Annotated in this window: 19 protein-coding genes; 12 read left to right on the forward strand and 7 right to left on the reverse strand. The window is 38.5% G+C overall.

Translation table 11 applies throughout. From position 1 onward, the window contains the following. The first annotated feature begins 127 nt into the window (after positions 1-127). From IPJ83_11295 to IPJ83_11310, 4 genes are all read left to right on the forward strand, one after another. Positions 128-2626, forward strand: a complete 2499-nt coding sequence (locus IPJ83_11295) for a TonB-dependent receptor (protein MBK7881128.1) — start codon at positions 128-130, stop codon at positions 2624-2626. A gap of 146 nt (positions 2627-2772) precedes the next feature. Further along, on the forward strand, positions 2773-3429 hold the full coding sequence (locus IPJ83_11300; GenBank protein MBK7881129.1) for a hypothetical protein: 657 nt from the start codon (positions 2773-2775) through the stop codon (positions 3427-3429). A gap of 48 nt (positions 3430-3477) precedes the next feature. Further along, positions 3478-4491: a hypothetical protein gene (locus IPJ83_11305; GenBank protein ID MBK7881130.1), complete on the forward strand. Its 1014-nt coding sequence runs from the start codon at positions 3478-3480 to the stop codon at positions 4489-4491. Beyond that, complete coding sequence (locus IPJ83_11310; GenBank protein ID MBK7881131.1) at positions 4469-5476, forward strand: T9SS type A sorting domain-containing protein; 1008 nt, start codon at positions 4469-4471, stop codon at positions 5474-5476. Before IPJ83_11305 ends, IPJ83_11310 begins: the two co-directional genes overlap by 23 nt. 45 nt (positions 5477-5521) lie before the next feature. Here the strand turns inward: IPJ83_11310 and IPJ83_11315 are convergent, their stop codons facing one another. Continuing rightward, a complete protein-coding gene (locus IPJ83_11315) occupies positions 5522-6742 on the reverse strand; it encodes a 2-oxo acid dehydrogenase subunit E2 (protein ID MBK7881132.1) in 1221 nt (406 codons plus the stop codon). A gap of 146 nt (positions 6743-6888) precedes the next feature. On the opposite strand from IPJ83_11315, the gene recR reads away from it, so the two are divergent. The 5 genes from recR (at position 6889) to IPJ83_11340 (ending at position 12747) form a co-directional block, all read left to right on the forward strand. Continuing rightward, entirely contained in the window at positions 6889-7512 is a 624-nt protein-coding gene (recR, locus tag IPJ83_11320) for a recombination protein RecR (protein MBK7881133.1), read from the forward strand. Further along, positions 7509-9443, forward strand: coding sequence for a glycosyltransferase (locus tag IPJ83_11325; GenBank protein MBK7881134.1), 1935 nt, complete (start codon positions 7509-7511; stop codon positions 9441-9443). The genes recR and IPJ83_11325 overlap by 4 nt, the downstream gene beginning before the upstream one ends. Before the next feature lie 4 nt (positions 9444-9447). Then, entirely contained in the window at positions 9448-10632 is a 1185-nt protein-coding gene (locus tag IPJ83_11330; protein MBK7881135.1) for an amidohydrolase, read from the forward strand. Between the two features lie 81 nt (positions 10633-10713). Continuing rightward, the gene (locus IPJ83_11335) at positions 10714-11985 is read left to right on the forward strand and encodes a sigma-54-dependent Fis family transcriptional regulator (GenBank protein ID MBK7881136.1); all 1272 of its coding nucleotides are present in this window, start codon (positions 10714-10716) and stop codon (positions 11983-11985) included. A gap of 66 nt (positions 11986-12051) precedes the next feature. Further along, positions 12052-12747: a TIGR00730 family Rossman fold protein gene (locus tag IPJ83_11340; protein MBK7881137.1), complete on the forward strand. Its 696-nt coding sequence runs from the start codon at positions 12052-12054 to the stop codon at positions 12745-12747. Positions 12748-12752: 5 nt separating this feature from the next. On the opposite strand, the gene IPJ83_11345 is transcribed toward IPJ83_11340, so the two are convergent. Then, entirely contained in the window at positions 12753-13238 is a 486-nt protein-coding gene (locus tag IPJ83_11345; protein MBK7881138.1) for a hypothetical protein, read from the reverse strand. Between the two features lie 50 nt (positions 13239-13288). Continuing rightward, on the reverse strand, positions 13289-14275 hold the full coding sequence (locus tag IPJ83_11350) for a polyprenyl synthetase family protein (GenBank protein MBK7881139.1): 987 nt from the start codon (positions 14273-14275) through the stop codon (positions 13289-13291). 3 nt (positions 14276-14278) lie between these two features. On the opposite strand from IPJ83_11350, the gene IPJ83_11355 reads away from it, so the two are divergent. Further along, positions 14279-15967 carry an amidohydrolase gene (locus IPJ83_11355; protein ID MBK7881140.1) on the forward strand — a complete coding sequence of 563 codons (1689 nt, stop codon included), beginning with the start codon at positions 14279-14281 and terminating at the stop codon, positions 15965-15967. Between the two features lie 36 nt (positions 15968-16003). On the opposite strand, the gene IPJ83_11360 is transcribed toward IPJ83_11355, so the two are convergent. After that, on the reverse strand, positions 16004-16483 hold the full coding sequence (locus tag IPJ83_11360) for a hypothetical protein (protein MBK7881141.1): 480 nt from the start codon (positions 16481-16483) through the stop codon (positions 16004-16006). Positions 16484-16552: 69 nt separating this feature from the next. On the opposite strand from IPJ83_11360, the gene IPJ83_11365 reads away from it, so the two are divergent. After that, positions 16553-18967, forward strand: a complete 2415-nt coding sequence (locus tag IPJ83_11365; protein MBK7881142.1) for a M1 family metallopeptidase — start codon at positions 16553-16555, stop codon at positions 18965-18967. A gap of 43 nt (positions 18968-19010) precedes the next feature. Here IPJ83_11365 and IPJ83_11370 read toward each other — a convergent pair whose 3' ends face one another. The 3 genes from IPJ83_11370 to IPJ83_11380 form a co-directional block, all read right to left on the reverse strand. Further along, a complete protein-coding gene (locus tag IPJ83_11370) occupies positions 19011-19595 on the reverse strand; it encodes a tRNA-(ms[2]io[6]A)-hydroxylase (protein MBK7881143.1) in 585 nt (194 codons plus the stop codon). A gap of 222 nt (positions 19596-19817) precedes the next feature. Next, a complete protein-coding gene (locus IPJ83_11375; GenBank protein ID MBK7881144.1) occupies positions 19818-21098 on the reverse strand; it encodes an AAA family ATPase in 1281 nt (426 codons plus the stop codon). A gap of 35 nt (positions 21099-21133) precedes the next feature. Beyond that, entirely contained in the window at positions 21134-22249 is a 1116-nt protein-coding gene (locus tag IPJ83_11380; GenBank protein ID MBK7881145.1) for an endonuclease/exonuclease/phosphatase family protein, read from the reverse strand. Between IPJ83_11380 and IPJ83_11385 the strand changes: the two genes are divergently transcribed. After that, on the forward strand, positions 22248-24995 hold the full coding sequence (locus IPJ83_11385) for a TonB-dependent receptor (GenBank protein ID MBK7881146.1): 2748 nt from the start codon (positions 22248-22250) through the stop codon (positions 24993-24995). The two genes, IPJ83_11380 and IPJ83_11385, sit on opposite strands and share 2 nt — an antisense overlap. Positions 24996-24999 lie beyond the last annotated feature (4 nt).

Here is a 24999-nt window from a genome sequence, read left to right on the forward strand (position 1 = left end):
TTATAAAATTTTAAAAACCTCAGACAAAGTCGTTTTGTCTGAGGTTTTTTATGTTTGGTCGATATCTTTAAACTTAGACGAACCAAGTCCTTAGGTTTGCTGTTGTTCTGTATCTTAATCCAGCTCTATGTATATTTTTAAGCCTTTTTTGGTATCTGTTTTTTTCTTTTACAGTATTTTACTTTCCGCACAATTTGGCAATCCAATGGCCGCTAAAGCCATACCTGGTGTAGGTAAAATCAGTGGGGTCATTTTAGATTCAGTGACCAAACAACCTGTTGGTTATGCCAATGTGATCTTGAGAGAAGCATTAGAACACAAAGAGGTCGATGGTGTCTTGACAGAAGAAGATGGGATTTTTAAATTCAAAGAATTAAAGAATGCCAAGTATGAATTAGTTATTTCATTTTTGGGTTATCACACACGCACGATTGGCGTGTATAAAATTAATAAGGATTTGAGCGAGCACAATCTTGGTAAAATTCTATTGCAACCCAGTACAACCCAATTGGAAGAAGTGACCGTAACAGGCCAAAAGGAGTTGGTGGAAAATAAAATTGACAGATTGGTGTATAATGCAGAGCGTGACATCACGTCACGTGGAGGCAATGCAGCAGATGTACTGCGTAAAACGCCTTTGCTTACTGTAGATCTCGAAGGAAATGTATCCCTGAGAGGATCTTCCAACATTACCATCCTAATCAATGGAAAACCTTCTTCCATCATGGCTTCTTCTGTAAAGGATGCTTTGAAAATGATTCCAGCAGATGTCATTCAAAAAGTAGAAGTGATCACACAACCCGGTGCCAAATACGATGCAGAAGGCACTGCCGGTATCATCAACATAGTTACCAAATCTAAAAAAATCCAGGGTGTATCAGGAGGATTCAACGCAAGTGCAGGATCCAGAAGTAGTTTCCTTGGTTCTAATCTTTCCATCCGAACCGGGAAGATTGGTTTCAATGGAAATTTTGGCGGACACTTATGGCGAGGTAGGGGAACGACATTAAACACAAGGGAAAATATTTTTGCTGCGGATACTTTGTTTTTGAAACAAGAAGGAAATTCTTCCAACCTCGGAGGAGGATTTTTTCTGCAGGGTGGAATGGATTACGACATCAATGAAAAAAATAATCTTACGCTATCGCTTCGGGTACCCTTGAATTTATTTTCCAACAACAATGATCTCAGCACTTTTCAAGGTGCAGAAAGTGAAGTTTTGCCATTTGGTTTCCGCAGAGTCAGTGAAGTGTACAACCAGACCATCGGAAGCGACATCAATTTGGATTACAAAAAAACATTTGACAAAGATTCTGATCGCGAATTCACCGCTTCTGCCCAATATTCCATCAGCAGCAGACAAAGTGACTATGAAACGGATCAGTTCAATCAGTTTGACTTGTTAAACTTTAGAGAAGTTGGCCCAAACAACAGCGACAATAAGGAGCTGATTTTTGCAATGGATTACATTCATCCCATTACCAAGAAAATTAATTTGGAGACAGGTGTAAAGACGATTTTAAGAGATGTTACCAGCGATATTTATTACGATACTTTAAGTTTTGCCAGCAACCAACTCATCAGAGATTCCAGAAGAAACAATTACTTTGACTACACACAGGATGTAGCTGCAGGATATGGACAGGTAACATTTCCAATTACCAAAGACATTACAGGACGTGTAGGTTTGAGGTATGAACATACATTTATTGATGGTCATGAAATAGGGGAGAGTGGTTTTAACAACAATTACGCAAGTTGGATTCCATCTGGTCTGATATCCTATAATTTATCTAAATTTTCTACAGCCAAAATTTCTTATTCCCGTCGGATTCAAAGACCTGGAATGTTCTTCCTGAATCCTTATGTTAACTTTAATGACCCAACAAATATTTCTTACGGTAATCCTGAATTGTCTCCTGAGTTAACGGATTCCTACGAAGCATCCTGGGGTTATTCCAAGAATTTCAACAGCATTAACATCAATGTCTATCATAAGACAACAACAGATTTAATCGACAATTATCGTTTTGTAGATTCTTTAGGGGTCACCAATGCAACTTACAACAACCTTTCTACCGGTTATTCCAGTGGAATGAGCATCAATGGTGGGGTGATGAAACTCGGAAAAATAATTTTGAATTCAACCGTAAATATTTTTTATCAAAAAATTTCCAGTGAACGATTTGCAGATGTACGGAATGATGCAGTTAACTTCAATATGAATATTTTTGGAAATATAAACATTACACCAACCTGGGGCATTACCGTTTTTGGTTTTTACAATTCACCTAAGTTGACCACACAAGGGAAGCAAGCTACATGGTTTGTCTACAATATTGGTGCTCGAAAAGAACTTTGGAAAAAGAAGGGCGCCATCAGTTTTGGTCTGGACAATGTTTTTCATCCTTGGATGAACATCAATTCCAGCTTTCAATCTCCTGAGTTTAGCTTCTCCTCAAAAAATCGAATAGAAGGCTGGGGGGTAAGAGCTAGTGTAGAATACAGATTTGGAAAAATGGAGTTTGGAGCTCCTCAGAAAAAAAAGAAAAAAGGTGCTCTGAATGACGATCTGAAGCAAGGCGATGGCGATGGCGGCGGTATGGGTTCTTCCGGAGGGCGCTAAAGATAAATGCCCACTACGGCATGTATGGAACTCCAGTTCTTAATTTTATTTGGCTATAACCATTTATTTTGAAGCCGGACGCACAGAATTCATTTTTTCAACGCAAATTTGTACCTCCTGCTAAAATTTATGATTGATTCGTATTTATGCCCATTCTAGACAAAATCAAATCCATTTTTATTGTTCCGGACGAGAATGCCTCTGCGGCGCAATCTGAAAATTCAAATCCAGAAACTCTCGCAACTCAAACCAATGATAATCCTCCTAAATCTGAGGTTTCCGGCCAGCCAAATGAGAAATTTTTAGAGATTCTTGCTGGTGTTCTGGAGAAAAACAATTTACCGGGTTTTGATTATTTTGAGTACCGTAAGGCAGTCCAATCGATCGCAAAATTACACACCATGGATGAAGCGACGCAGTATAAAACAGCTTATGCCGCTGCACAATCCATGAATGTAAGTCACGAAAGTCTGATCAGTTCGGCAAATAAATACCTTTCGCTTCTGGAGGTTGAAGAAACCAATTTCAATCAATCTGCCAACAATTACCTCAATCAGCAGCTGGCTTCCAAAAAATCTGAAGAAACCCAACTTCAGGATCAGGTACAAAAAATCACCCAACAAATTGAAGAGTTGAAAGCGAAGTTGGAGACAGATAAAACCAGATTAACCAATTTGCAGGAAGAGCTTGGCAGCGTAAGTCGGAAAGTAGAGGCAAACAAAGCCAATTTCAAAGCTAGCTATCAAAATATTGTAGAAGAAATCAGAACGGATATTCAGAAAATGGAAAAATATCTGAAGTAAAACGGTCGCTGAAATGTCTAATTATCTTTAACAAAGTGCCAAGAAAATATGAACTTAAATACTCCAAGGAAAAATTTCTGGAACAGGCCTGAAGGCGTTACCGGTGGGTTGGTTTTGGGCGGACTTATCATAGGTGGAGGTTATCTCCTGTATCAGTTTTTGCCTTTACTCATCAGCCTTACTTCAAATTTACTTTATCTGTCCGGAATGCTTTTGGTGTTGGGCGCAATTATCTATATGGTTTTGGATCCGAAGACCAGAAATCTGACCTGGTATATGTACAAAAGTGCCATGCGCTGGATCACCAGCATTTTTGTAAAAATTGATCCGATCGGAATCCTAAAATCTTACGTTGAAGACTTAAGGGACAATTTGGGTAAAATGAATATGCAGATCACCAAGCTGCGATCCCAGATGCATATCCTCAAAGAACAAATCTACAACAACAAAAAGCAAATCAATTCAAGTCTCGATCAGGCTGCCCAGGCCCAAAAAACCAATCAGGAATCTGTCATGGTTTTGAAAACGCGTCAGGCCGGAAGACTTAAGGAGTCCAATATAAAACTGGATGATCTGTACAGAAAAATGGAAATCCTGTACAAGGTCTTAAACAGAATGTATGAGACTTCTGAAATCATGGCAGAAGACATTTCTGACCAGGTGAAATTGAAAGAACAGGAAAGAATTGCCATACATGCCAGCCATTCAGCCATGCGTTCAGCGATGAGTGTCATCACCGGAGATAAAGACCAAAGGGCCCTGTTTGATGAAGCATTAGAGGCCATGGCAGACGATGTAAGCATGAAAGTAGGCGAGATGGAGCAGTTTATGGAATTGTCTGAAAACTTTATGTCTTCCGTGGATTTGCAGAATGGGGTTTTTGAAGAAGAGGGCCTCAAAATGCTGGAGAAGTGGGAAACAGAGGGCGTTTCTAAAATTCTTGGGAAAGAAAAAGAAGTTTTGGTAAGCGGAGATAAACCACTCGTTTTGGACAGTCCGCGACCAGAACGTGAGGAACTGGAAAACAAAAATCCTTACGATGATTTTTTTAATGAAAAGTAAAGCATTTATCAATTTGGTAGTTGCACATTGCAATTTAATACTTTTCTTTTTTGTTTTGTGTGGCTTTCTTTGGTCATCAGGTCTGAATGCCCAACAAAAAATAGATGGAAGTTTTTCTTTGAATGGAGCTACCCCGCAAAAGTATTCGCTCTACCTCGCTTCTGGCTTTAAATCAGGAGGAAATGCGGTATTGGCCTTCCATCCATTGAATACTGCAAGATGGAATGGTCAATCTTGGAGGGATACATTGGTCGCATTCGCGGAAATCAATAATGTTTTGCTAATTTGCCCGGATGGTGGATCAGATGGCAGAGTAAACGATGACGAAGATACCTCCTTCACCACCGCATTACTTGATTCAGTGAGTACATGGTATACTTACCGAAAAGACTTACTGGTCGGAATGGGATTTTCCTGGGGAGGATTAACGACTTATACTTATGGTCTTAGCCATCCTGAAAAATTCAAAGGACTCATACCCATTGGAGCGGCCATCAATGGCGATGCAGAAATTAAAAACCTGGCTGTAAATGCCCATTCTAAAAATATCTATATCATTCACGGAGCCCAGGATATACCCCAAACCAGATATTATCCGGCCCTGCAGACATTTTCTAAGACCTCGGCTTGTGTGGAGGATACTTTAATGTCCGGGATCGGTCACACCATTGATTTTCCAAGGCGAAATCAGATTCTTACCGCGGCATATCAATGGATATTGAGCAATAATTGCAAGGTTACCGGTATCGACCTTCCCACCAATGCTGAGAAATCAGTTGACTTTAAGATTAGTTTCTTTCAGCAAAAACTAATGGTAGAAATATTAAACGAAAAGGAGAGTCCACTTAGCATTTTGGATATGAATGGTAAACTTTTGGCCACAAAGCTTCCAACTAAAGGCTTAAATACCTACGACATACATCTCAATAGTGGTATATACCTGGCTCAATATTCGGGGAGATCGGTGCAGTTTTTAGTGCCCTGATCAATGCACTCAGCAAACGTAAACCGCCTTATGTCTCTGTAAAATTTAGAGAATCATGTTCACCGGTTGCTCCAAAAACGCCTTAAGACTTTGAAGGAACTTTGCGCCTGTTGCACCATCTACTGCACGGTGATCACAGGAAAGACACACCTTCATCCGATGTGAAATTACGATTTGGTCATCCTTAACTGCAGGCTTTTTAGCAATAGACCCAACGGCAAGTATACAAGCATCTGGCGGATTGATTATGGCCGTGAAATCCTCTATGTCATACATCCCTAAATTGGAAATGGTAAAGGTATTCCCCTGCATTTCGTCAAGTCCTAGCTTTCGTTCTTTAGCACGGACTGCCTTGTCAGCCACTTCCGCATTAATCTGACTGAGACTTTTTTGATCAGTGTTTCTGATTACAGGAACCACAAGTCCGTCTTCTATTGCCACTGCCACACCAATGTGAATGTCGTTGTGGAAGACCATCTTATCGCCATACCAGGAAACATTCACCCCGGGATTTAATCTTATTGCAGCAGCTACAGCTTTGGTGATAAAATCATTGAAAGAAATTTTAGCAGTAGCCATTTTGTTAATTTGATTTCTGGCGACTACACATTGATCCATATCGATCTCGGTTTTGAGATAGAAATGGGGAGCGGAAAATTTGCTTTCTGCCAATCTGGTGGCAATCGTTTTACGCATTTGACTAACCAACACTTCACGATCTCCCTTTGATTCATATGCAATAGAAGTACCCACAGCCGGCTTGCTTTTTACAGGCGCTGAGATAGTGCTCTCAATATCTTTTTTAACTATTCTGCCATTTTCCCCGGTACCTTTCACCGTAGTTAAATCGACTCCGCTTTCTTTTGCAATGGATTTTGCCAAAGGAGATGCTTTAATTCTTTGGGGTTCTGCAGAACCGACCACTGCAACGGGTGGGGAAACACTGGATGGCTGAGCAGCAAAACTTTCAACAATCGGTGCAGCTGCGGTTTCTTTAGATGAACCACTGAGCAGGCTGCTAAAATCTTCACCCGGCTTTCCAATGATAGCGATGATACCATCTACATCTACATTCCCTTCCGGAACAGCAATATGCAAAATTACGCCCTCCTGAAAAGCTTCCAGATCCATGGTTGCTTTATCGGTCTCCACTTCTGCCATTACATCGCCTGGTTTGACGGAGTCACCAACTTTTTTATGCCATGTTCTTATAAACCCTGTTTGCATCGTGTCGCTCAATCTGGGCATTCTAATGATATCAGCCATATTCCTCCGTTTAAATGTTTAGTTCGATGTATAATCAGTGACAAAATTAATGGATTTTAATCATTTTAACCGCTCACGGACACTTAAGTGATAAAATGTATAGAATTGTACCTTTACATATTAAGAAAACTCTTAATTTTAGGCGTATGAAATATACATCCAAGCTAATGCAGGATGCCGTGGAGGCCTTAAGCATGCTTCCCGGAGTAGGGAAAAAGACTGCGCTCAGGTTGGCTATTTTTTTGGCCCAGCAGGATTCTGCTAAAGGCCACAGATTGGCTTCCGCCATAACCGACATGCTGGATCAGATGCAGGTGTGTAAGTTTTGCTTTTCGTATTCCGATAAAGAAATTTGTGAAATTTGTTCGAATCCTGTACGAGACCAGACCACCATTTGCGTTATAGAATCCATAAGAGATCTAATGGCCATTGAAGAAACACAACAATACAAAGGCTTGTATCATGTTTTGGGAGGATTGATCTCTCCTATTGAAGGGATTGGACCGGATAAACTGAACATCCATGACTTACTCAAAAGAATTCAGGAAAAACAGCCAAAGGAAATTATAATGGCCATACGCCCAAGTATTGAAGGTGATACAACGGTTTATTACATTACCAAACAAGTAAATACAGATCAAACCAAAATCAGTCTGATCGCCAGAGGGATTTCCTTTGGCTCTGAATTGGAGTATGCGGATGAATTTACTTTAAGCAGATCCATAGCCGCAAGAACGCCATATTTTATAAAAGACAATTCCACAGTTTGAAACTGTCCATTATAATTGTCAATTACAATGTGAGGCATTTTCTGGAACATGCTCTGAGTTCGGTTTTGGTGGCCTTGCAGAGAATTCAAGGTGAAATTATTGTGGTAGACAACTCTTCAATGGACGACTCCTGCACCATGGTGAAGAGCCTTTTTCCTCAAGTTAAATTGATCGAATCTTCAGTTAATTTGGGTTTTTCTAAAGCCAATAATTTAGCTCTTGCGGAAGCGAAAGGAGAGTACATACTTTTTCTGAATCCCGACACTGTGGTTTCAGAGGATTGCTTTCAAAAATGTTGCAAGTTTATGGATGAGCATCCGGAGGCAGGAGCACTTGGCGTAAAAATGATCGATGGAAGCGGTAAAATTCTGCCTGAATCCAAAAGAGGTTTTCCTACCACCTGGGTTTCCTTTTGTAAAGTGACGGGATTGAACCAGTTGTTCCCAAAATCAAAATTCTTCAATGGCTATTACATGGGACAATTGGATTATGCATCTGATCATCGTGTAGATATTCTAACCGGCGCTTTTTTCTTTACCCGAAAATCCATACTGAATCTAATCGGAGGATTTGACGAAGCTTTTTTTATGTATGGTGAAGACATTGATCTGTCCCATCGAATCATTCTTGCAGGTTACCAAAATTATTACCTGGCGGATACATCCATAATTCACTACAAAGGGGAAAGTACCAAAAAATCAAACCTGAATTATTACCACAGCTTCTATCAGGCCATGTTGATTTTTTCAAAAAAATATTTCAAAAGTAATGGACTGAATGGTTTTTTATTTTTTATCCGTTGTGGAATTTTATTGAAAGGTTTATTGTCGTGGCTGCGCAATTTGTTGCTTACGCTAAGTATGCCGATCTTAGATGCTTTGGTGATGTTAAGTGGGATTTTTCTCATCAAAAAAGTATGGTCGCTGGTTTATTTTAAAAATACCTATTATTTTTCTTCTCTTGCTTTCTGGGCCAATGCAGCTCTATTTACAAGTATCTGGCTGATCTCTTTTTTTCTTTCAGGAGTTTATGAAAAGCGATTTAAGTCAAAAGATCTTTTGCTTAGTGTAATATCAGGTTTTGGATTGAATTTAGTGATTTACTCCTTGTTGCCGGAAACTTTGCGCTCTTCCAGAATGATCTTATTGTTTTCTTTTGCATTCGTGTTGTTGTATGCAATACTAAGCAGAATGATTTTAAACAAGCTGGCCTTGAATTTTTGGGGAATCGGAAGTCACCAGAGAAAAAACATTGTCATAGTAGGTGAGCCAGAAGAAATGATAAAGGCTAATGATATACTGAAAGTTTCCAGGCTGGATTATTTAATTGTGAGTAGAGTGCAATCCGAACAGCTCAGCGCCAACAACGACTATTGGAAAAAATTAGTAAAGGAATTAAAAGTGAATGAATTGATTTTTTGTCCTTCCGTTTCTTCGTTAAAAAATGTAATGAACATCATGTCCGGACTTCCGGAACAAATTGAAGTGAAGATGCTGACAGAAAGTGGAAGAGGATTGATCGGAAGCCCTTCTAAAAATAATCCGGCGGAATTGTATACTTTAGATTTGCAATACCCTTTAAATCAAAAAGTGACACGCAGACAAAAAAGAGTTTTTGATATTTGCTTTTCCTTGGGTTTGCTAATGTTTGGTTGGATTTTTATTTTTTTACAATCCAATAAGCAAAAGTTTATACAAAATATTTGGGCATGTTTGATTGGTTCAAAATCATGGGTTGGATATTCATCGGAATTGGCTCAGGATTTAAAAATACCTGTGATCAAAAAAGGAATACTTGCCCCAACTGCAGTCACCCAAAGTGCAGAAACATTGGATCTGTCTCATCAAATTACCACTTACTATGCTTTATATTACTCTGTTTGGATGGATTTGGATGTTTGTCTTAAAAATATCAATAAATTAGATGCCTGAACCCATGGAAATTACATCAGATTATATAAAATCATTAGCAGAGCGTATTGGTCCTGAAATCATCAACATCAGAAGAGATCTACATAAACATCCTGAGTTGTCTTTCCAAGAACACAGAACTTCTGCTTTAATTGGTCAAATCCTTACCGACTGGGGGGTGGAATACACAACTGGTTGGGCCAAAACAGGCATTGTTGGACAAATTACCGGTGGGCTCACATCGGACAAAGTAATTGCTATCCGTGCCGATATGGATGCTTTACCCATCACAGAAAAAACGGACCTTCCGTTTTCCTCTGTACACGAAGGTATAATGCATTCCTGCGGACATGACGTACACATGAGTTGTTTGCTCGGGGCCATTTATATTTTAAATCATACCAAATCCTCATGGGGTGGGATTGTAAAATTTATTTTCCAACCAGGTGAAGAGAAATTGCCGGGAGGAGCCTCTTTTTTAATAGAAGAAGGGGTTTTGACAAATCCAAAGCCTGATCTCATCTTAGGTCAACATGTTCAACCCAATATGGAGGCCGGAACTGCCGGAATATGTCCAGGAAATTCAATGGCATCCTGCGATGAGATCTACATTACCATAACCGGAAAGGGGGGACACGCGGGTATGCCGCATTTATGTATTGATCCGATCCAGGTTGCATCCCATTTTCTTATAGCTTCCCAATCCTTAATCAGTAAGGAAAAAGCACCGTTTGCCCCAGCAGTACTCAGTTTTGGCAAGGTGAATACCCTTGGAGGCGCGACAAACATCATTCCGGATGAAATTCGCTTGGAAGGTACACTCCGTTGTATGGATGAAGAATTAAGAATACACCTTTGGGAAAGAATAAAGGTTTTATTAAAAGCACAGTGTGCTGCATTTGGTGCTGATTTTGTTTTGAACATAGAGAAAGGTTATCCGTGTTTGATTAACCAGGTAGAGGCTTCGGGCCAATGGATTAAGTACGCTGCAGATTATATTGGAAATGAGAATATTATGCATGTTCCTCCTCGACTGACTTCAGAAGATTTTGCCTATTATAGTCAGCAAATTCCGGCTTGTTTTTACCGGTTGGGAACCGGACGCTCTTCTAATGTGCATACTCCGGAATTCAAGGTGGATGAGCACGCAATTACAACCGGAGCAGGTTTAATGGCCTGGTTAAGCATACGTTTTTTACAATACACATAAAATATTTTTATAATTTGTAACAACGTATTAGTCAAATTTTTATCTTTGACCCTAGTTAAACCATTTTAAGAATATATTCAAATGGCGAGAATATTAATTGTTGATGATGAACAGAGTATCCGCAGGGTGCTCAGGGATATTTTAGAGTTAGAGAAATACCAGGTAGACGAGGCCGTTGATGGTTTGGATTGTCTGGTAAAACTCAAACAAAACGAATACGATGCCATCATTTTGGACATAAAAATGCCAAAAATGGACGGCATGGAAGCCTTGGATAAAATCCAACAATTGGCAACAGACACGCCGATTGTGATGATAAGTGGCCATGCAACCATCGATACTGCGGTAGAAGCGGTTAAAAGAGGAGCGTATGATTTTATATCCAAACCACCGGATCTTAATCGACTTTTGATTACCCTAAGAAACGCGATTGACAAATCGTCCCTGATCAGCGAAAAGAAATCTCTTCAAAAGAAGGTTTCTAAATTTAAAACACAGGAGATTGTTGGTGAATCCAAATCCATCATGAAGGTTAGGGATACCATAGAGTTGGTAGCACCGACAGATGCAAGAGTTTTGATCACAGGGCAAAATGGTACGGGTAAAGAATTGGTTGCCAGATGGATTCACGAAAAAAGTAATCGTTCAAAGGGAAATATTGTCGAAGTGAATTGTGCGGCAATTCCTTCAGAGTTAATTGAATCAGAATTGTTTGGCCACGAAAAAGGTTCTTTTACTTCAGCCATAAAGCAGCGTTTGGGAAAATTTGAATTGGCCAATGGAGGAACTTTATTCCTGGATGAAATAGGGGACATGAGTCTTTCTGCACAAGCCAAAGTACTTAGGGCCTTGCAAGAGAATAAAATTACCCGTGTTGGTGGCGACAAGGAAATTTCTGTCGATGTAAGAGTAATTGCTGCAACAAATAAGGACCTGCGAGAAGAAATTGCAAGAGGGAAATTTAGAGAGGATCTTTACCATAGATTGGCGGTAATTATCATAGAAGTACCTTCATTAAATGAACGGGTGGAAGACATTCCAATTCTTACGGAACATTTTATGGAGCACATTTGTCATGAATACGGCATGCCACCAAAAAGAATTGAAGATTCTGCCATTGAGGAATTGCAAAAATATAATTGGACAGGAAATATTCGTGAGCTGAGGAACGTGGTAGAAAGGTTAATTATCTTAAGCAAGCAAAAAATAAGCAGAAAAGAAGTACTTGATTTTGTTATTCCGGCCAGTCAAAGACACAATAAGTTTAAGGAATTATTTGAGCAATTTGATACAGTTCAGGAATTAAATGATTTTATTCGTAAGGAGTTTACTGCTTATAAATCGGAAATTTAATTTCATTCAGATAAAATACCGGCCTGTCTTTCTACAAGACAGGCTTTTCTTTGTAAATATGTTGCTATGAAATCAATGAAACAATGGAGTCAACTGAAAGCGGAAAACAGTTGGACTATGTTCAAAGTATTGGCTGAACTCGTGGATGGATTTGAAACCATGCAACGATTAGGCCCTTGTGTTTCTATTTTTGGATCAGCCAGAGTAGTTCCCGGTCATAAGCATTATGAATTGGCAAGAAGTATAGCTAATCGACTTACCGAAGAGGGTTTTGGCGTGATTACAGGCGGAGGTCCCGGCATCATGGAAGCAGCCAACAGGGGAGCTTCCGAGAAGAATGGAATATCGGTAGGCTTGAATATATCTTTACCTTTTGAACAGTTCACTAATCAATACATTGACAAGGACAAGAATTTGCACCACAGGTATTTTTTTGTAAGAAAAGTGATGTTTGTAAAATATTCTCAGGCGTTCATTGCCCTGCCGGGTGGTTTTGGAACCATGGATGAATTATTTGAAGTCCTAACCCTGACCCAGACCGGAAAGATCAATAAAGTCCCAATTATTTTGGTTGGTACAGAGTTTTGGAGACCAATGAAAGACTGGATAACTGAAGTTATGGACAAGGAGTTTGGTTACATCTCATCAGGGGATATTAATTATCTGCCTTTGGTGGATGAACCGGAACAAGTGGTAAAAATTATCAACGATTTCTATGGCGGAGACGGGTCAAAAGGATTGAGACCTACATTTGAACTATAGCCAATTTATCGCACAAAATTTCCACACCCATAGTGCTCTTTTCCATTTTTAAGCAAAGTAATTCTGCCGTTGTGTTCTACTTTCTTACTGTCTGAACATGCCGCTCTTTCTAAAAAAAATTGAGCATCAATTTTAACGCCTTGGTTATCTAATTGTCCTACAAAGAACTCTCCGGGCATGGAAGGATTTTCACTTTCCATTTTTTGCATCAGTCCGATGTATGTGTCGTTTTCATCTTCCAGTTTCAACTGAACTTCAAAAATATTATTCTGAATGTTGCCTATTTTAACACTCCATTTTGGCACTTCACCAAAACCTTGGAAATAGGGTATGGCATCACTTTCCACATCGGTAATATTTCCTTGAGGATTTGCTGGTTTTTCGTTTTGAGTTGAATTCTGTACGTTGTTTTGACTGGGATCAAATCTGTTCTTAGAGGTGCATGAGCATAGAACTACAACAAGAAATATTAAAAATTTTATATACTGCATATTTTCTGATTTTTGTAAGGATAACAAATGATCGTAATGAACGTTTAGGCTTAGTTTCTACGTTCCAATACCAGGATAACAAATTCAATTAATCTAGATTTTTGCGCCTCATTCAACGGAAGGTTTTCAATCATGTCAAAACATTTTTTTTTATAGGCCAGATACATTTCATTTACTTTTTCTTTGATGCCAAGTTGTGAAAACCGGAATTCAATAGTTTCTAGTTTGTCAGGATGGTCTTCGTGATATGCATCGAGTAAAACTTTTTTTTGATCTTCTTCCGTAGCTTCCAATGCAGCCAGTATTAAGGCGGACTTTTTTTTCTTCAGAATGTCCCCACCTTTTACTTTACCGGTAAGTTGTAGATCTCCATAAAAATCCAACCAATCATCATGAATTTGGAAACCTATGCCGAGGGTTGTCCCAAGTTCATATAGTTTTTCGGAGACTTCCTCTCTTTGATTCGCCAACTTTGCCCCCATTTGAAAAGCACATCCAAGTAAAACTGAAGTTTTTAATCGGATCATATTTAAATATTCACCCAGTCCCACCTCCTCCAATTGCTCAAAACTCATGTCTAGACTTTGCCCTTCGCAAACATCCATGGCGGTTTTTAAAAACAAATCCAATACACCGGTCACCCCCATTTTTTCTTGTGATTTTGAAACCAATCGGCACGATTCAATCAGCATTGCATCACCTGAAAGTATGGCTTGGTTGACACCAAATTTTCTATAAACTGTTTCTTTCCCTCTGCGTATCGTGGAGTCATCCATGATATCATCATGTACTAAAGTAAAGTTATGGAATAATTCAAGTCCATAAGCAGCGTTAAGTGCCACGCTTAAATCTTCTTTCCATAAATTAAATATCATCAGCAAAGCTGCAGGTCTTAATTTCTTTCCTTCCTGATGCATGATGTAACCAACGGGAGCATATAAATCAGTCGGATTCTTATCCCAATTTACCAAGCCGGAATGGTGCTCATAGATATTAACGATCTCAGGAAACGATTTTAAATTTGTACTTTCACTCATATTATGAAAAAACAACTCGGTCTATTACTATTTGCTTTATTATTTTCTTTTTGCGCATGCAAAGTAAAGGAAAATGCAGATCTCATCCTGCTAAATGGTGCAATTTATACTGCGGACAGTCTTGATCATGTTTTTTCAGCCATGGCCATAGGAAAGGATAAAGTAATGGCCATAGGTTCGGATAAGGAGATGATGATGTTGAAATCCGAAAATACAAAAACGATTGACCTGGGAGGAAAATTTGTCATGCCGGGATTAAATGAAGGCCACGCGCATTTTTTGGCACTTGGGAAAAGCATGATTAACATAGATTTACAAGAAACTCGTTCGTGGGAGGAAATTGTTCTTAAGGTTGCTGTTAAAACCAAGCAATTGCCTGTTGGGGCATGGATTGAAGGCCGTGGATGGCATCAGGACAAATGGAAGGCTTCTTCGGATTTAAAATTTAATGGCTACCCATACCATGATTTGCTTTCTGCAGCCAGTCCTGCGCATCCTGTGGTACTTTATCATGCAAGTGGTCATGCGCTTATTGCTAATGGAAAGGCAATGGAATTGTCCGGAATAAATCAAGAAACTACTTCTCCGGTTGGCGGAAGAATTGTGAAGGATAAACAAGGCAAACTCACCGGTGTTTTTGAGGAAAATGCCATGGGGTTAATAGAAAGGGCGCTGGATGAATATGAACAAAAAAGTTCGCCGCAGGAAGTGTATGAATTGGTGAAGAAACAGGTAAGAATGGCGGTTGAAAAATCCCTGGAATATGGCATTACCAGTTTTCAGGATGCCGGAAGTAGTCTGAAGCAAATCAATTTGTTACACAGTCTTTCTGAGAAGGGAGAAATTCCCATTAGATTAAATGTCATGTTTTATGAAAATCCTGAATCTGCTATTAAAAAAATGGATTCTCTGCCATTTCATAGTTACAATCAGGAAATGTTTCGCGCAGCTTCCATTAAAGCCTATGTGGATGGGGCATTAGGCTCTTATGGTGCCTGGCTTCAGGAAGACTATGCAGACAACCCCGGCGTAAAAGGGCAGACATTGGTTCCTGTTGAAATGCTTGCAAACCTTGCTGTTAAAGCAAAGTCCCTGGGCCTTCAGGTTTGTATGCACGCCATAGGGGACAAAGGCAATAATGAAGTCTTGAATATTTATGAAAAAGCAGGAATAGGTCCGGAAAACAGATGGCGGATCGAACACGCACAACATTTACACAGAGAAGATATTCCAAGGTTTAATGCGCTTGGTGTAATTGCATCCATGCAAGCCATACATTGTACAAGTGATGCGCCTTTTGTGGTCAAACGTCTTGGGCAGGAAAGAGCCAAATCCAGTTCTTATATTTGGAGGTCTCTACTGGATGCAGGCGTTCACTTTGCGAATGGCACAGATGCCCCTGTAGAAAAGATTAATCCTTTTGAGTGCATTTATGCCGCCATAACCCGTAAAAGATTGGATAACGGAATGGAATTTTTTCCAGAAGAGAAAATGACGCGCACCGAAGCTTTGAAATCTTACACCATTTGGAATGCTTATGCCTCTTTTGAGGAAAACCTAAAAGGTAACTTAGTCCCCGGAAAAAAAGCTGATTTTATAGTCTTAGACAAAAATCTACTCCAATGCCCAGATCTGGAAGTACCGCTTACAAAAGTATTGTCCGTTTATATAGATGGCAAGAAAATCCGTTAACCCAAACGCATAAAATGGATTTGGAAGGGAACCTATTTAAGGCAATTTCCAATTTATTGTGTTTTCTTTTCTGGATAATTGATATGTTTTATGAAAATTCCCTTGATAATAATGAACAATATTTAATTGATCTGGAATAATTTCTGTAAGAAAATTATTAACCACATTTATTTCCAGTGGCGTTGGAATAATTTGTTTGGATTCAAAATAAATTATAGTTGCTTCTTCTTCATTTTCAAATCCCAGATATTCCAATTCAATATTTTTTTGTTGAATGGTAATCTTAAGTTTGTTGATTAGGTATTCCTGAATGAGTTTGTCATTAAGATCCAGACTTGCTTGGTTTTTCAAATCGGGTTTTTGTTCAGAATCCTTTTTTAAGGCTTTCTCAAGATCATCCGTAAAGATCTTGCAACTGATCTCCAAATGCCTGGAAACCTCATTATGATTAATTTTGGTAACACTGACATAAAAAGGATGAATAAGGACCAAAATGGCTTGCAAAAGGGCAGACATGGGTAAAATTTTATATATACTACGAACCAATTCGTAGATTTTTGTAATTTTGACAGTCAAAGATAGTTAATGAAAAGAAATATAACCCTCCGTTGCTATTGGTCCCTTTGTTTTTCCTTATTGATTTTGTTCATTTCTTATGGCCAAAATATTCAAAATAACCCAAAATCCAATCACGGGAATAAGTTTGAACAATTGGGAATCATTTTGCCGGACGCCAACTCTTTTAGAAATGCAGCTGGAGCGCCTGGTTCCCGGTACTGGCAGATGAAGGCGGATTATTCCATCGATGCATTCCTGGATGAAGAGAATTTAGTGATGAAAGGAGAAGAGTGGATTGTTTACCATAATCAATCCCCGGATCCATTGGATTATGTTTGGTTACAACTCGATGAAAATGAAAATCGCCCGGAGGCTGAAAGTAACTATATTGATGGCGGCAAGTTTTCTCCTCCATTTACTGATCAATCTTTGAAGTCTTTACGATCTGCTGACCAGTTAGTTGGACATGGTGTACACATTTTTCAGGTAAAAGACCAATCTGGGAACCCCATGGTGTATGAGATTAACCAGACCATGATGAGGGTGAATCTCAACAAAACTCTATTGCCAGGAAAGAAATTAAAGTTCTTTGTCAGTTGGTCTTATAAAATACCGGACAGAATGAAGCTTGGAGGTAGAGGAGGGCTGGAGTATTTTGAAGAGGACGGAAATCATTTGTTTACGATTGCACAATGGTATCCCCGCATGTGTGTTTATTCTGATTTTCAGGGATGGCAGAATAAGCAATTTACCGGAAGGGCGGAGTTTGCATTGGCTTTTGGAGATTTTGATGTAAGAATTAATGTTCCATCCGACCATATAGTTGCTGCTACAGGGGAATGTCAGAATTACCAAAAAATCTTGAACGCAAATCAATTTGCAAGGTGGAAACGCGCAGAGACTTCGACGGAACCGGTAGAAATCGTTTTGTTGGATGAAGCCCGGAATGCGGAAAAAAATAAATCGCTTGAAAGAAAGATATGGCATTACAAAGCAAAGAATGTCCGGGATTTTGCATTTGGTTCTTCCAGAAAATTCATCTGGGATGCAATGAAGATTGTCGTGGCCGGCAAACCGATTATGTGCATGAGTTACTATCCCAAAGAAGCATATGGCTTATATCGCAAATTTTCTACAAAAGTGGTGGCACATACCATTCGTACATACTCAAAGTATACGGTGGATTATCCCTATCCGGTAGCCATAAGTGTGGAAGCGTCAAACGGGATGGAATATCCTATGATTTGTTTCAATGGTGGCCGAACAGAGAAAGATGGGACCTATTCTGAAGGAACAAAGTATGGGATGTTAGGCGTGGTTATTCATGAAGTCGGGCATAATTTCTTTCCCATGATCATCAACAGCGACGAACGTCAGTGGACATGGATGGATGAAGGACTCAACACTTTTGTACAATATCTTACCCAGGAAGAATTTGACAACAATTATCCTTCTGCACGGGGACCGGCACATAAAATCGTGGATTATATGAGTCTGCCGAAAGAACAATTGGAACCCATAATGACCAACAGTGAAAATCTGATACATTTTGGTTCAAATGCATATCATAAGACAGCTACGGCATTGAATATTCTGAGAGAAACAATAATGGGCAGAACCTTATTTGATTATGCCTTTAAACAATATGCACAGCGTTGGAAATTAAAACATCCGACTCCAGCCGATTTCTTCAGAACCATGGAGGATGCATCTGGCGTAGATCTGGATTGGTTTTGGCGGGCTTGGTTCTTTGGTATTGATCCTGTAGACATTTCTATAGATTCTGTAAAAGTATATGCATTCACAAATAAGGAAGTGGTATCGGACAGCAGCTTAAACAAATCCACAAGTGTAATGGATGCCAGGACACAGTCAGAATTTTTCAGTATTCCAAAAAATTTTGTGCCTATTACTAAAATACGGAATAAAGCAAGTGGAACAAATTTCCTTGTAGATATGGATACTACACTTAGGGACTTTTATTATTATTATAATGTGCCCGCTAAAGAAGAGTTTACGGGGGTGAGGCAGCCTCGCCAGGTGAAGAATCGCGGAGAATTATTGTCTGACTCTTTATTCAGTATGTATCAGGATCAGTTTGTTTATGAAATTTATTTTTCTAATATAGGTGGCACGGTAATGCCAATAATTCTTCAATGGAATTATGAAGATGGGACAAGTGAAGTGGAGAGAATTCATGCATACATTTGGCGAAAAAATGAAGATCAGGTGGTAAAGTCTTTTTTGAAAAATAAAAAAGTAAAATCCATTGAATTGGATCCTTATTTGGAAACAGCCGATATAAATTTAAGTAACAACTATTGGTTAAAGTCTGCAGAACCATCCAGATTTGAAATTTTCAAATCCGGAAGAACAGGCAATCGAAGAGGTTCAGGTGGTGGTGCTCCAAATCCAATGCAAAAGGCAAAAAGCAATAAATAATTCAGGATCAATTCAAGAAGTAAAATTTACGGTATGCTGTAAATCAATGTAAAGCAGCCCGAATTTCCAGGCTATTTATCACCTCAGCTTCTTTTTCCATCCACCATTCCAATCTGGGATACACCTTGGATTCTGGAAAATAGCATAATGCCAGCTTTACATAAATGTGCCCATGTTTTGCTTCAGAGGTCCAAAGCATTTTGTAAAATTTTTTATACTCTGGATCAGTTAAATTCTCTTCTATAAGTCTGAATCTTTCGGCTCCTCTGGTTTCCAATACAGAACCAATGAGCAAGTAATCTAAAAACCTTTCTTCTCGGCCCGAATGCATAAAGACCATAAGTTTCTTTACATATGGGTCCTCTTTTATCTGATGTGCCAATCCAACATTTCTGCTCCTCATAAGCTGGTATACCAATCTGAAATGGTCCAATTCCTCAATGGCAGTTTCAATTAAATCAGTGTGTATATCAAAACGATCGGGATATTTTGCCACCAGACTCATCGCCATAGCAGAAGCCTTACGTTCACAATCAGCATGGTCCTGAAGGAAGCTATCAAAATCAGCTAAAACAGCTTCTAACCATTCCCTGGGACTTTCCGCCTTTAATTCGAGATTTAATTTCAAGGAAGGTAATTATGAATTTGCAGATCTGTACATTAGGTACATGAGTACCATCAAAACAGCTGCAACAATAATGATTATCTTGAATATCTTTCTTTCTTCTGCTTTCTCTTCTCTTTTTGAAGGATGGTTATGATGTTTTGACATGATGGGATAATTTGCTGCAAGGTATAAACACTATCCCAAAATTCAAACCATAAAATAATGCTTTTTTTTCAGATGAACTCAACGCCATTGCCGAATAAAGTCTGCTACTCTTTCGTCCGTACGAACATCTTTCCATTGGAGCTTTTGGGTGAGATAAACACCATCAAGTGTGCGGCATCTGCTTAAGGCAACATAAGTTTGTCCATTTTCAAAAGCACCTCTTCCAAGATCAATTATTGCTTTGTCAAAAGTCTTTCCCTGACTCTTATGTATGGTGACCGCCCAGGCAAGTTTTACTGGTAACTGCGTGAAAGATCCCACAGGGTTTACCTTAATGGTCTGATCCTCATAGATGTACCGTACAATTTCCCAGGTAGCCATTGGAATTTCAACACTACTTTCCTGACTTGGAAATTTGACCCGAATGCTTTGTGGCATAAGTTCCTCAAGGATGCCAATACTGCCGTTGATAAAATTCTTTGCAGGATCATTTCTTAAAGTCATTATTTGTGCGCCCACTTTTAAAATTAAATGCTGCTCGGCAGGAAATTGTGATGGATTTATGGATCCCTCCATTATTGCTGAATAAGTTTTTGGCGAGGTGTCAAGTTTGTTAAGCTCTTTAAGATTTATTTGATTTGCCTGTACATTGGTACTTGTCAAGGTAATGGCAGGTAACCCATCTTCAGTTGGGTCTGCCTGAGCCCTTTGATTTATTTCATCCAAATCCTCTTCATCGCATTCATTAAGCCGAATCCTGTTTAACAACCGGATGAAATGTAACTCATTTTGACGAAATACTTGCTCTAGCTCAATCAATTCAAAGGAATCCAACTCTTTCATGACATTTGCAGAGAAAAAATATGGGGAAGTATAATGGTGTTCGAAATATGCTTTTTCTTCAGGCGAACTGACTACTGGGGGTAATTGATACAAGTCACCTACCCACAGCATTGGAATTCCTCCAAATGGTTTATCCTTCTTTTTGGACAACTTTAATAATTGATCCATGTGATCCAAAATATCTGCGCGCACCATACTGATCTCATCAATTACGATCAAATCAATTTTTTCTGCCATGGATTTAGAAAGGGGTTTGTAATCTTTTTGACTGATCCATCCCGGAGGAAATTTAAAAAATGAATGTATAGTCTGGCCACCTACCAAGACTGAGGCTACTCCTGTTGGTGCTAGAACAATCATATTAATTCTGAAAGTTCTTTTGATTAAATTCAATAAAGTACTTTTTCCGGTTCCCGCTTTACCCGTAAGAAAAACTACCCCTTCCAGCTTTTGGATTCTGTCGAGTGCATAATGCTGTTCTGCATGCAATTGGTATACTTCTTTTGATTCTAACACAAAATCTAAGTTATCAATAACTAGTCCAACTCATTTTATTCTTTTACCATTTTAGCAAGGTACACAACTACTGGAAAATGATCGGAATATCCAAAATTATAAACGTCCCCTGAAAAGGTTCGGCGAGGATAATTTTTATAATGACCATCCTCCTGGATCATGAAGCTTTCATGAAATATTTTATGCTTTAGAAATTTGTATTGAACATTTGATTTACCCAAACAATTTTTAGAGAGTAATATTTGGTCAAAAAGACTCCAGCTATCATCATGTGCAGTAGTCCCTTCACCTAAAAGGTAATTTTTATAAAACGGATTATAAAAACTACCTGATTTTAAGGATCGAGTCTCTTTTTCGGCACGTAAATATTTTGCAACACTTGTACTGTTTGGGTTATCATTCAAATCCCCCATAATGATGATGTTAGCATCAGGATTCAATATTTGGATTGAATCTGCAATTTCTTTGTTCTTTTTACTTGCTTGTATTCTTAAGGAGCTCGTGGCAAGCTCACCTCCTCTTTTTGATGGCCAGTGATTGACCAAAATATAAACTATTTGATTCTCTATTTTTCCTTTTGCGATCAGCAAGCCTCGGGTTTTACGAGAATTTCCGTCAGAATCTTTCAATGGAATTTCGACCATTTGAGCCTCTAATGGGGTGAAATATTTATTCTGATATAAAATAGCCAAGTCAATTCCCCTTGGATCAAAGGAGTTAAAGTGAAGGATTTGATAGTTTCGGTCTTTAAGATTAGGAGTCCTGACAAGATCTTCCAACACTTTTCTGTTTTCTACCTCGCAAACTCCCAATATGCCTACACCGTCAGGGTTTAAATCAGTTCCTAGTCTTACAATCACCTCAGAAAGTCTTAATAATTTATCTTGATATTTGTCCTCTGTCCATGCCTTAGGCCCGGTAGGGGTAAACTCCTCATCAGCAATGGATGGATCATCCTCTGTGTCAAATAGATTTTCAAGATTATAGAAGCCGACACAAGCGATCTTTGCCTTTTGACCCTGGATGTTTGAAATAAAGGTTAAGGAAAAGATTAAGGGAATAATAAGAAATGATGATTTTCTAAAAATACAACTTAGAATATGGAAATGCTGGATTAATCTGGATAAATTTGAGCTTGAATTTTGGATCATGATCGTATTTAAACGGGTTATTTTATTATTTTGTTTGATTTCCTTTGGACAATGTATTTGTGGCCAGGAACTTAGAGGCATAGTTACAGATTTTTCTACAGGTAAAGGTATAGAAGGAGTAAAAGTGTTCCTTCTGAATGAAAATATTACAACGATCACAGATGAAAAGGGCAAATTCTCCATACGCTCAGTAACTGCTTCAGATCTTCTTACATTTAGATTGGATAAACCAGGTTATAAAATTCTGGAACAAAACATCAACGTCTCGGAAAACAATGCGCAAGAGTTGGAGTTTTCTTTGGTTTTGATGAATGCGCCTAAAATTGAGATTCCAACTATTCAGTTGGATGAGGGAGATGGGGATGATGATCAGGATTCTGAAGTCTATAGTTTATTGACCAGTTCCCGAGACCCAATATTACAAGCCGCCGCCTTTCAGTTTAGTCCTTTTCGATTTAGATTAAAATCTATTGATCAGATATATAACCAAGTCGGATTTAATGGCTTTCTGTTAACTGATCTGGAGAATGGAAATAACCCATTTTACTTGTTTTCCGGACAAAATCAAATCACTCGTTATTCTGAAAACGACCTTAGCTATCCAAATCAGAATAATGATTTCGGAAGTCTTGGTATCAATCAATGGATCAATTTTGATCCGGCAACCTACAGAAAAGGATTTATTGCCAATTATTCTTTGTCTAACCGATCCTTTACCCATCGGCTTGCATTACAATATGTTAACCACCTGCCTTCAAAGGGGGTACATTATATTATTGGAGCAAATCGACGATGGGCTCAGGAGGCTAATATTCCGGGAACCTTCTATGATGCCTGGGGGTTGTATGCGGGTGTTTCCAAGAAATTTAAATCGAACGCTGGCTTCAGTTTGTTTTATGTTCAGGCTCCGGTTGTAAGAGGTAAAAATAGCCCTGGTATAAAAGAGGTATATGAATTGAGTGGAGACCCTTTGTATAATTCCTATTGGGGTTATCAGGAAGGCGAAAAAAGAAATGCAAGAATTGCCTCCACGAATATTCCCGCTCTTTTTCTAAACTTCCATTCCAATCCTAATAAAAGATTAAGCTTTACCTCCGGTCTGATGATCCTCAAAGGTAAAAGATCGGATTCAAATCTCGATTGGAATGATGCATTTGATCCGAGACCTGATTATTACCAGAAATTGCCGTCATTCATCGAATATGCACCAACAAAAGACAGTATTGCTTCTTTATGGAAGTCTGATGAATCAGTAAGACAAATTAATTGGACAAGAATGTACCAGGTAAACAGGTCTAATTTGAATACAGTCTATAACATTAATGGAGGTCTTGATTCAATTTCCGGAAGGCAATCTCAATATATTCAATTTGATCGCCATGCTGACCCAACTGATATAGAACATTTTCTTCAAATTAAATATTCTCTTGGAAAAATAAAATTGTCCTCAACTTATAGATTAGAATATGCACAAAAGGAAAATTATCTTGAATTGCTGGATCTGTTAGGTGGGGATTTTTATGTTGATAAGGAAACTTTTATTGATGATGTGACCAGAGCAGACCCTGATGTGAATTTAAAAAATAAAATAATCAGGGTAGGAGATAAATTATCCTATGATTATACATCTGTGCTTCAGCGATATTCTACATTTACACAAGCCAATTACAAAAGAAGAAAATTTGATTTTGGTGCCGGGTTTTTAGCTGCATATAAACGTGATTTCCGGGAAGGGAAATTTCAAAACGCAATTTTCGAAAACTCAAAAGGAAAATCTGAATTACTTACAGGATTTCAATGGGCTCTGAAAACAAATGCCATTTATAAAATCAATGGTCGTAATTATTTGACTTTATCGCTCGCATACGAGTCCTTGCCGCCTTTGTTTGATCAGGTTTTTATCAATGCAGGCTGGCGTGCAGATGTGCTTCCGGATATTCAAAATTCTAACAACAGATCTGGTGAGATACAATATTTCTATAAAAGTCCAGGATTTAAATTTCAAATTGGTGGATTTGCAGTTCAATCTAAAAATCAAATCCGGAACAAAGATTTTTTCCTGGATGGGGATTTGGAAACCGGCAACAATCCTGAACTCCGTGATGGAGGCTTAATTAATGGTTTTTATAAAGGACTTGATCAGGAACATCTTGGATTCGACATAAGTGCCGAATATGCATTGCCTTATGGTTTTGTTTTGGGTGGCATGTTTCAAAATAACATTGCAGTGTATACTAATAGACCAGATTTTTTAATCTATGACCAATTCAGTAAAGCTTCTTCAAAATATACTATCTATCTGAAAAATTTCTTTGTTCCGGGTACACCACAGACAGTAGGAACCGTAAATCTAAAATATAATTTCAAGCGATTTGGTTTTGTGACTTTGAATTTTTCCTATGTCAACAGGTCATACCTTGAAGTTAATCCTTTAAGAAGAACTTCAGAAGCTACTCAGGGAATTGACAGAAATTCGGATTTGTTCAGGACTTATATTGATCAGGAAAAGTTGCCGGAATATTTTGTATTAGATGCTTTTGTCTTCAAAAGTTTTAAAATTTATAACCACTATACCAGCCTTAGTTTAGGTGTAAATAACTTACTAAATAGTAAAAATTTAGTTTCCGGTGGTTTTGAACAATTTAGATTTGATTTTGAAACCAATAATCCTCAAAAGTTTCCTAACAAGTATTTTAATCTTCAGGGAATTAATTATTTCTTTAACCTTATCGTATCATTTGAATAAGCTT

Origin of the sequence: Candidatus Vicinibacter proximus (assembly GCA_016713905.1) — a bacterium.
Lineage (GTDB): Bacteria > Bacteroidota > Bacteroidia > Chitinophagales > Saprospiraceae > Vicinibacter > Vicinibacter proximus.

Excerpts from the sequence above, each read along its gene's own strand:
- IPJ83_11295 (MBK7881128.1), top strand. The coding sequence starts at position 128 with ATGTATATTTTTAAGCCTTTTTTGGTATCTGTTTTTTTCTTTTACAGT.
- IPJ83_11300 (MBK7881129.1), top strand. The coding sequence starts at position 2,773 with ATGCCCATTCTAGACAAAATCAAATCCATTTTTATTGTTCCGGACGAG.
- IPJ83_11305 (MBK7881130.1), top strand. The coding sequence starts at position 3,478 with ATGAACTTAAATACTCCAAGGAAAAATTTCTGGAACAGGCCTGAAGGC.
- IPJ83_11310 (MBK7881131.1), top strand. The coding sequence starts at position 4,469 with ATGATTTTTTTAATGAAAAGTAAAGCATTTATCAATTTGGTAGTTGCA.
- IPJ83_11315 (MBK7881132.1), bottom strand. The coding sequence starts at position 6,742 with ATGGCTGATATCATTAGAATGCCCAGATTGAGCGACACGATGCAAACA.
- recR (MBK7881133.1), top strand. The coding sequence starts at position 6,889 with ATGAAATATACATCCAAGCTAATGCAGGATGCCGTGGAGGCCTTAAGC.
- IPJ83_11330 (MBK7881135.1), top strand. The coding sequence starts at position 9,448 with ATGGAAATTACATCAGATTATATAAAATCATTAGCAGAGCGTATTGGT.
- IPJ83_11335 (MBK7881136.1), top strand. The coding sequence starts at position 10,714 with ATGGCGAGAATATTAATTGTTGATGATGAACAGAGTATCCGCAGGGTG.
- IPJ83_11340 (MBK7881137.1), top strand. The coding sequence starts at position 12,052 with ATGAAATCAATGAAACAATGGAGTCAACTGAAAGCGGAAAACAGTTGG.
- IPJ83_11345 (MBK7881138.1), bottom strand. The coding sequence starts at position 13,238 with ATGCAGTATATAAAATTTTTAATATTTCTTGTTGTAGTTCTATGCTCA.
- IPJ83_11350 (MBK7881139.1), bottom strand. The coding sequence starts at position 14,275 with ATGAGTGAAAGTACAAATTTAAAATCGTTTCCTGAGATCGTTAATATC.
- IPJ83_11355 (MBK7881140.1), top strand. The coding sequence starts at position 14,279 with ATGAAAAAACAACTCGGTCTATTACTATTTGCTTTATTATTTTCTTTT.
- IPJ83_11360 (MBK7881141.1), bottom strand. The coding sequence starts at position 16,483 with ATGTCTGCCCTTTTGCAAGCCATTTTGGTCCTTATTCATCCTTTTTAT.
- IPJ83_11365 (MBK7881142.1), top strand. The coding sequence starts at position 16,553 with ATGAAAAGAAATATAACCCTCCGTTGCTATTGGTCCCTTTGTTTTTCC.
- IPJ83_11385 (MBK7881146.1), top strand. The coding sequence starts at position 22,248 with ATGATCGTATTTAAACGGGTTATTTTATTATTTTGTTTGATTTCCTTT.
- IPJ83_11380 (MBK7881145.1), bottom strand. The coding sequence starts at position 22,249 with ATGATCCAAAATTCAAGCTCAAATTTATCCAGATTAATCCAGCATTTC.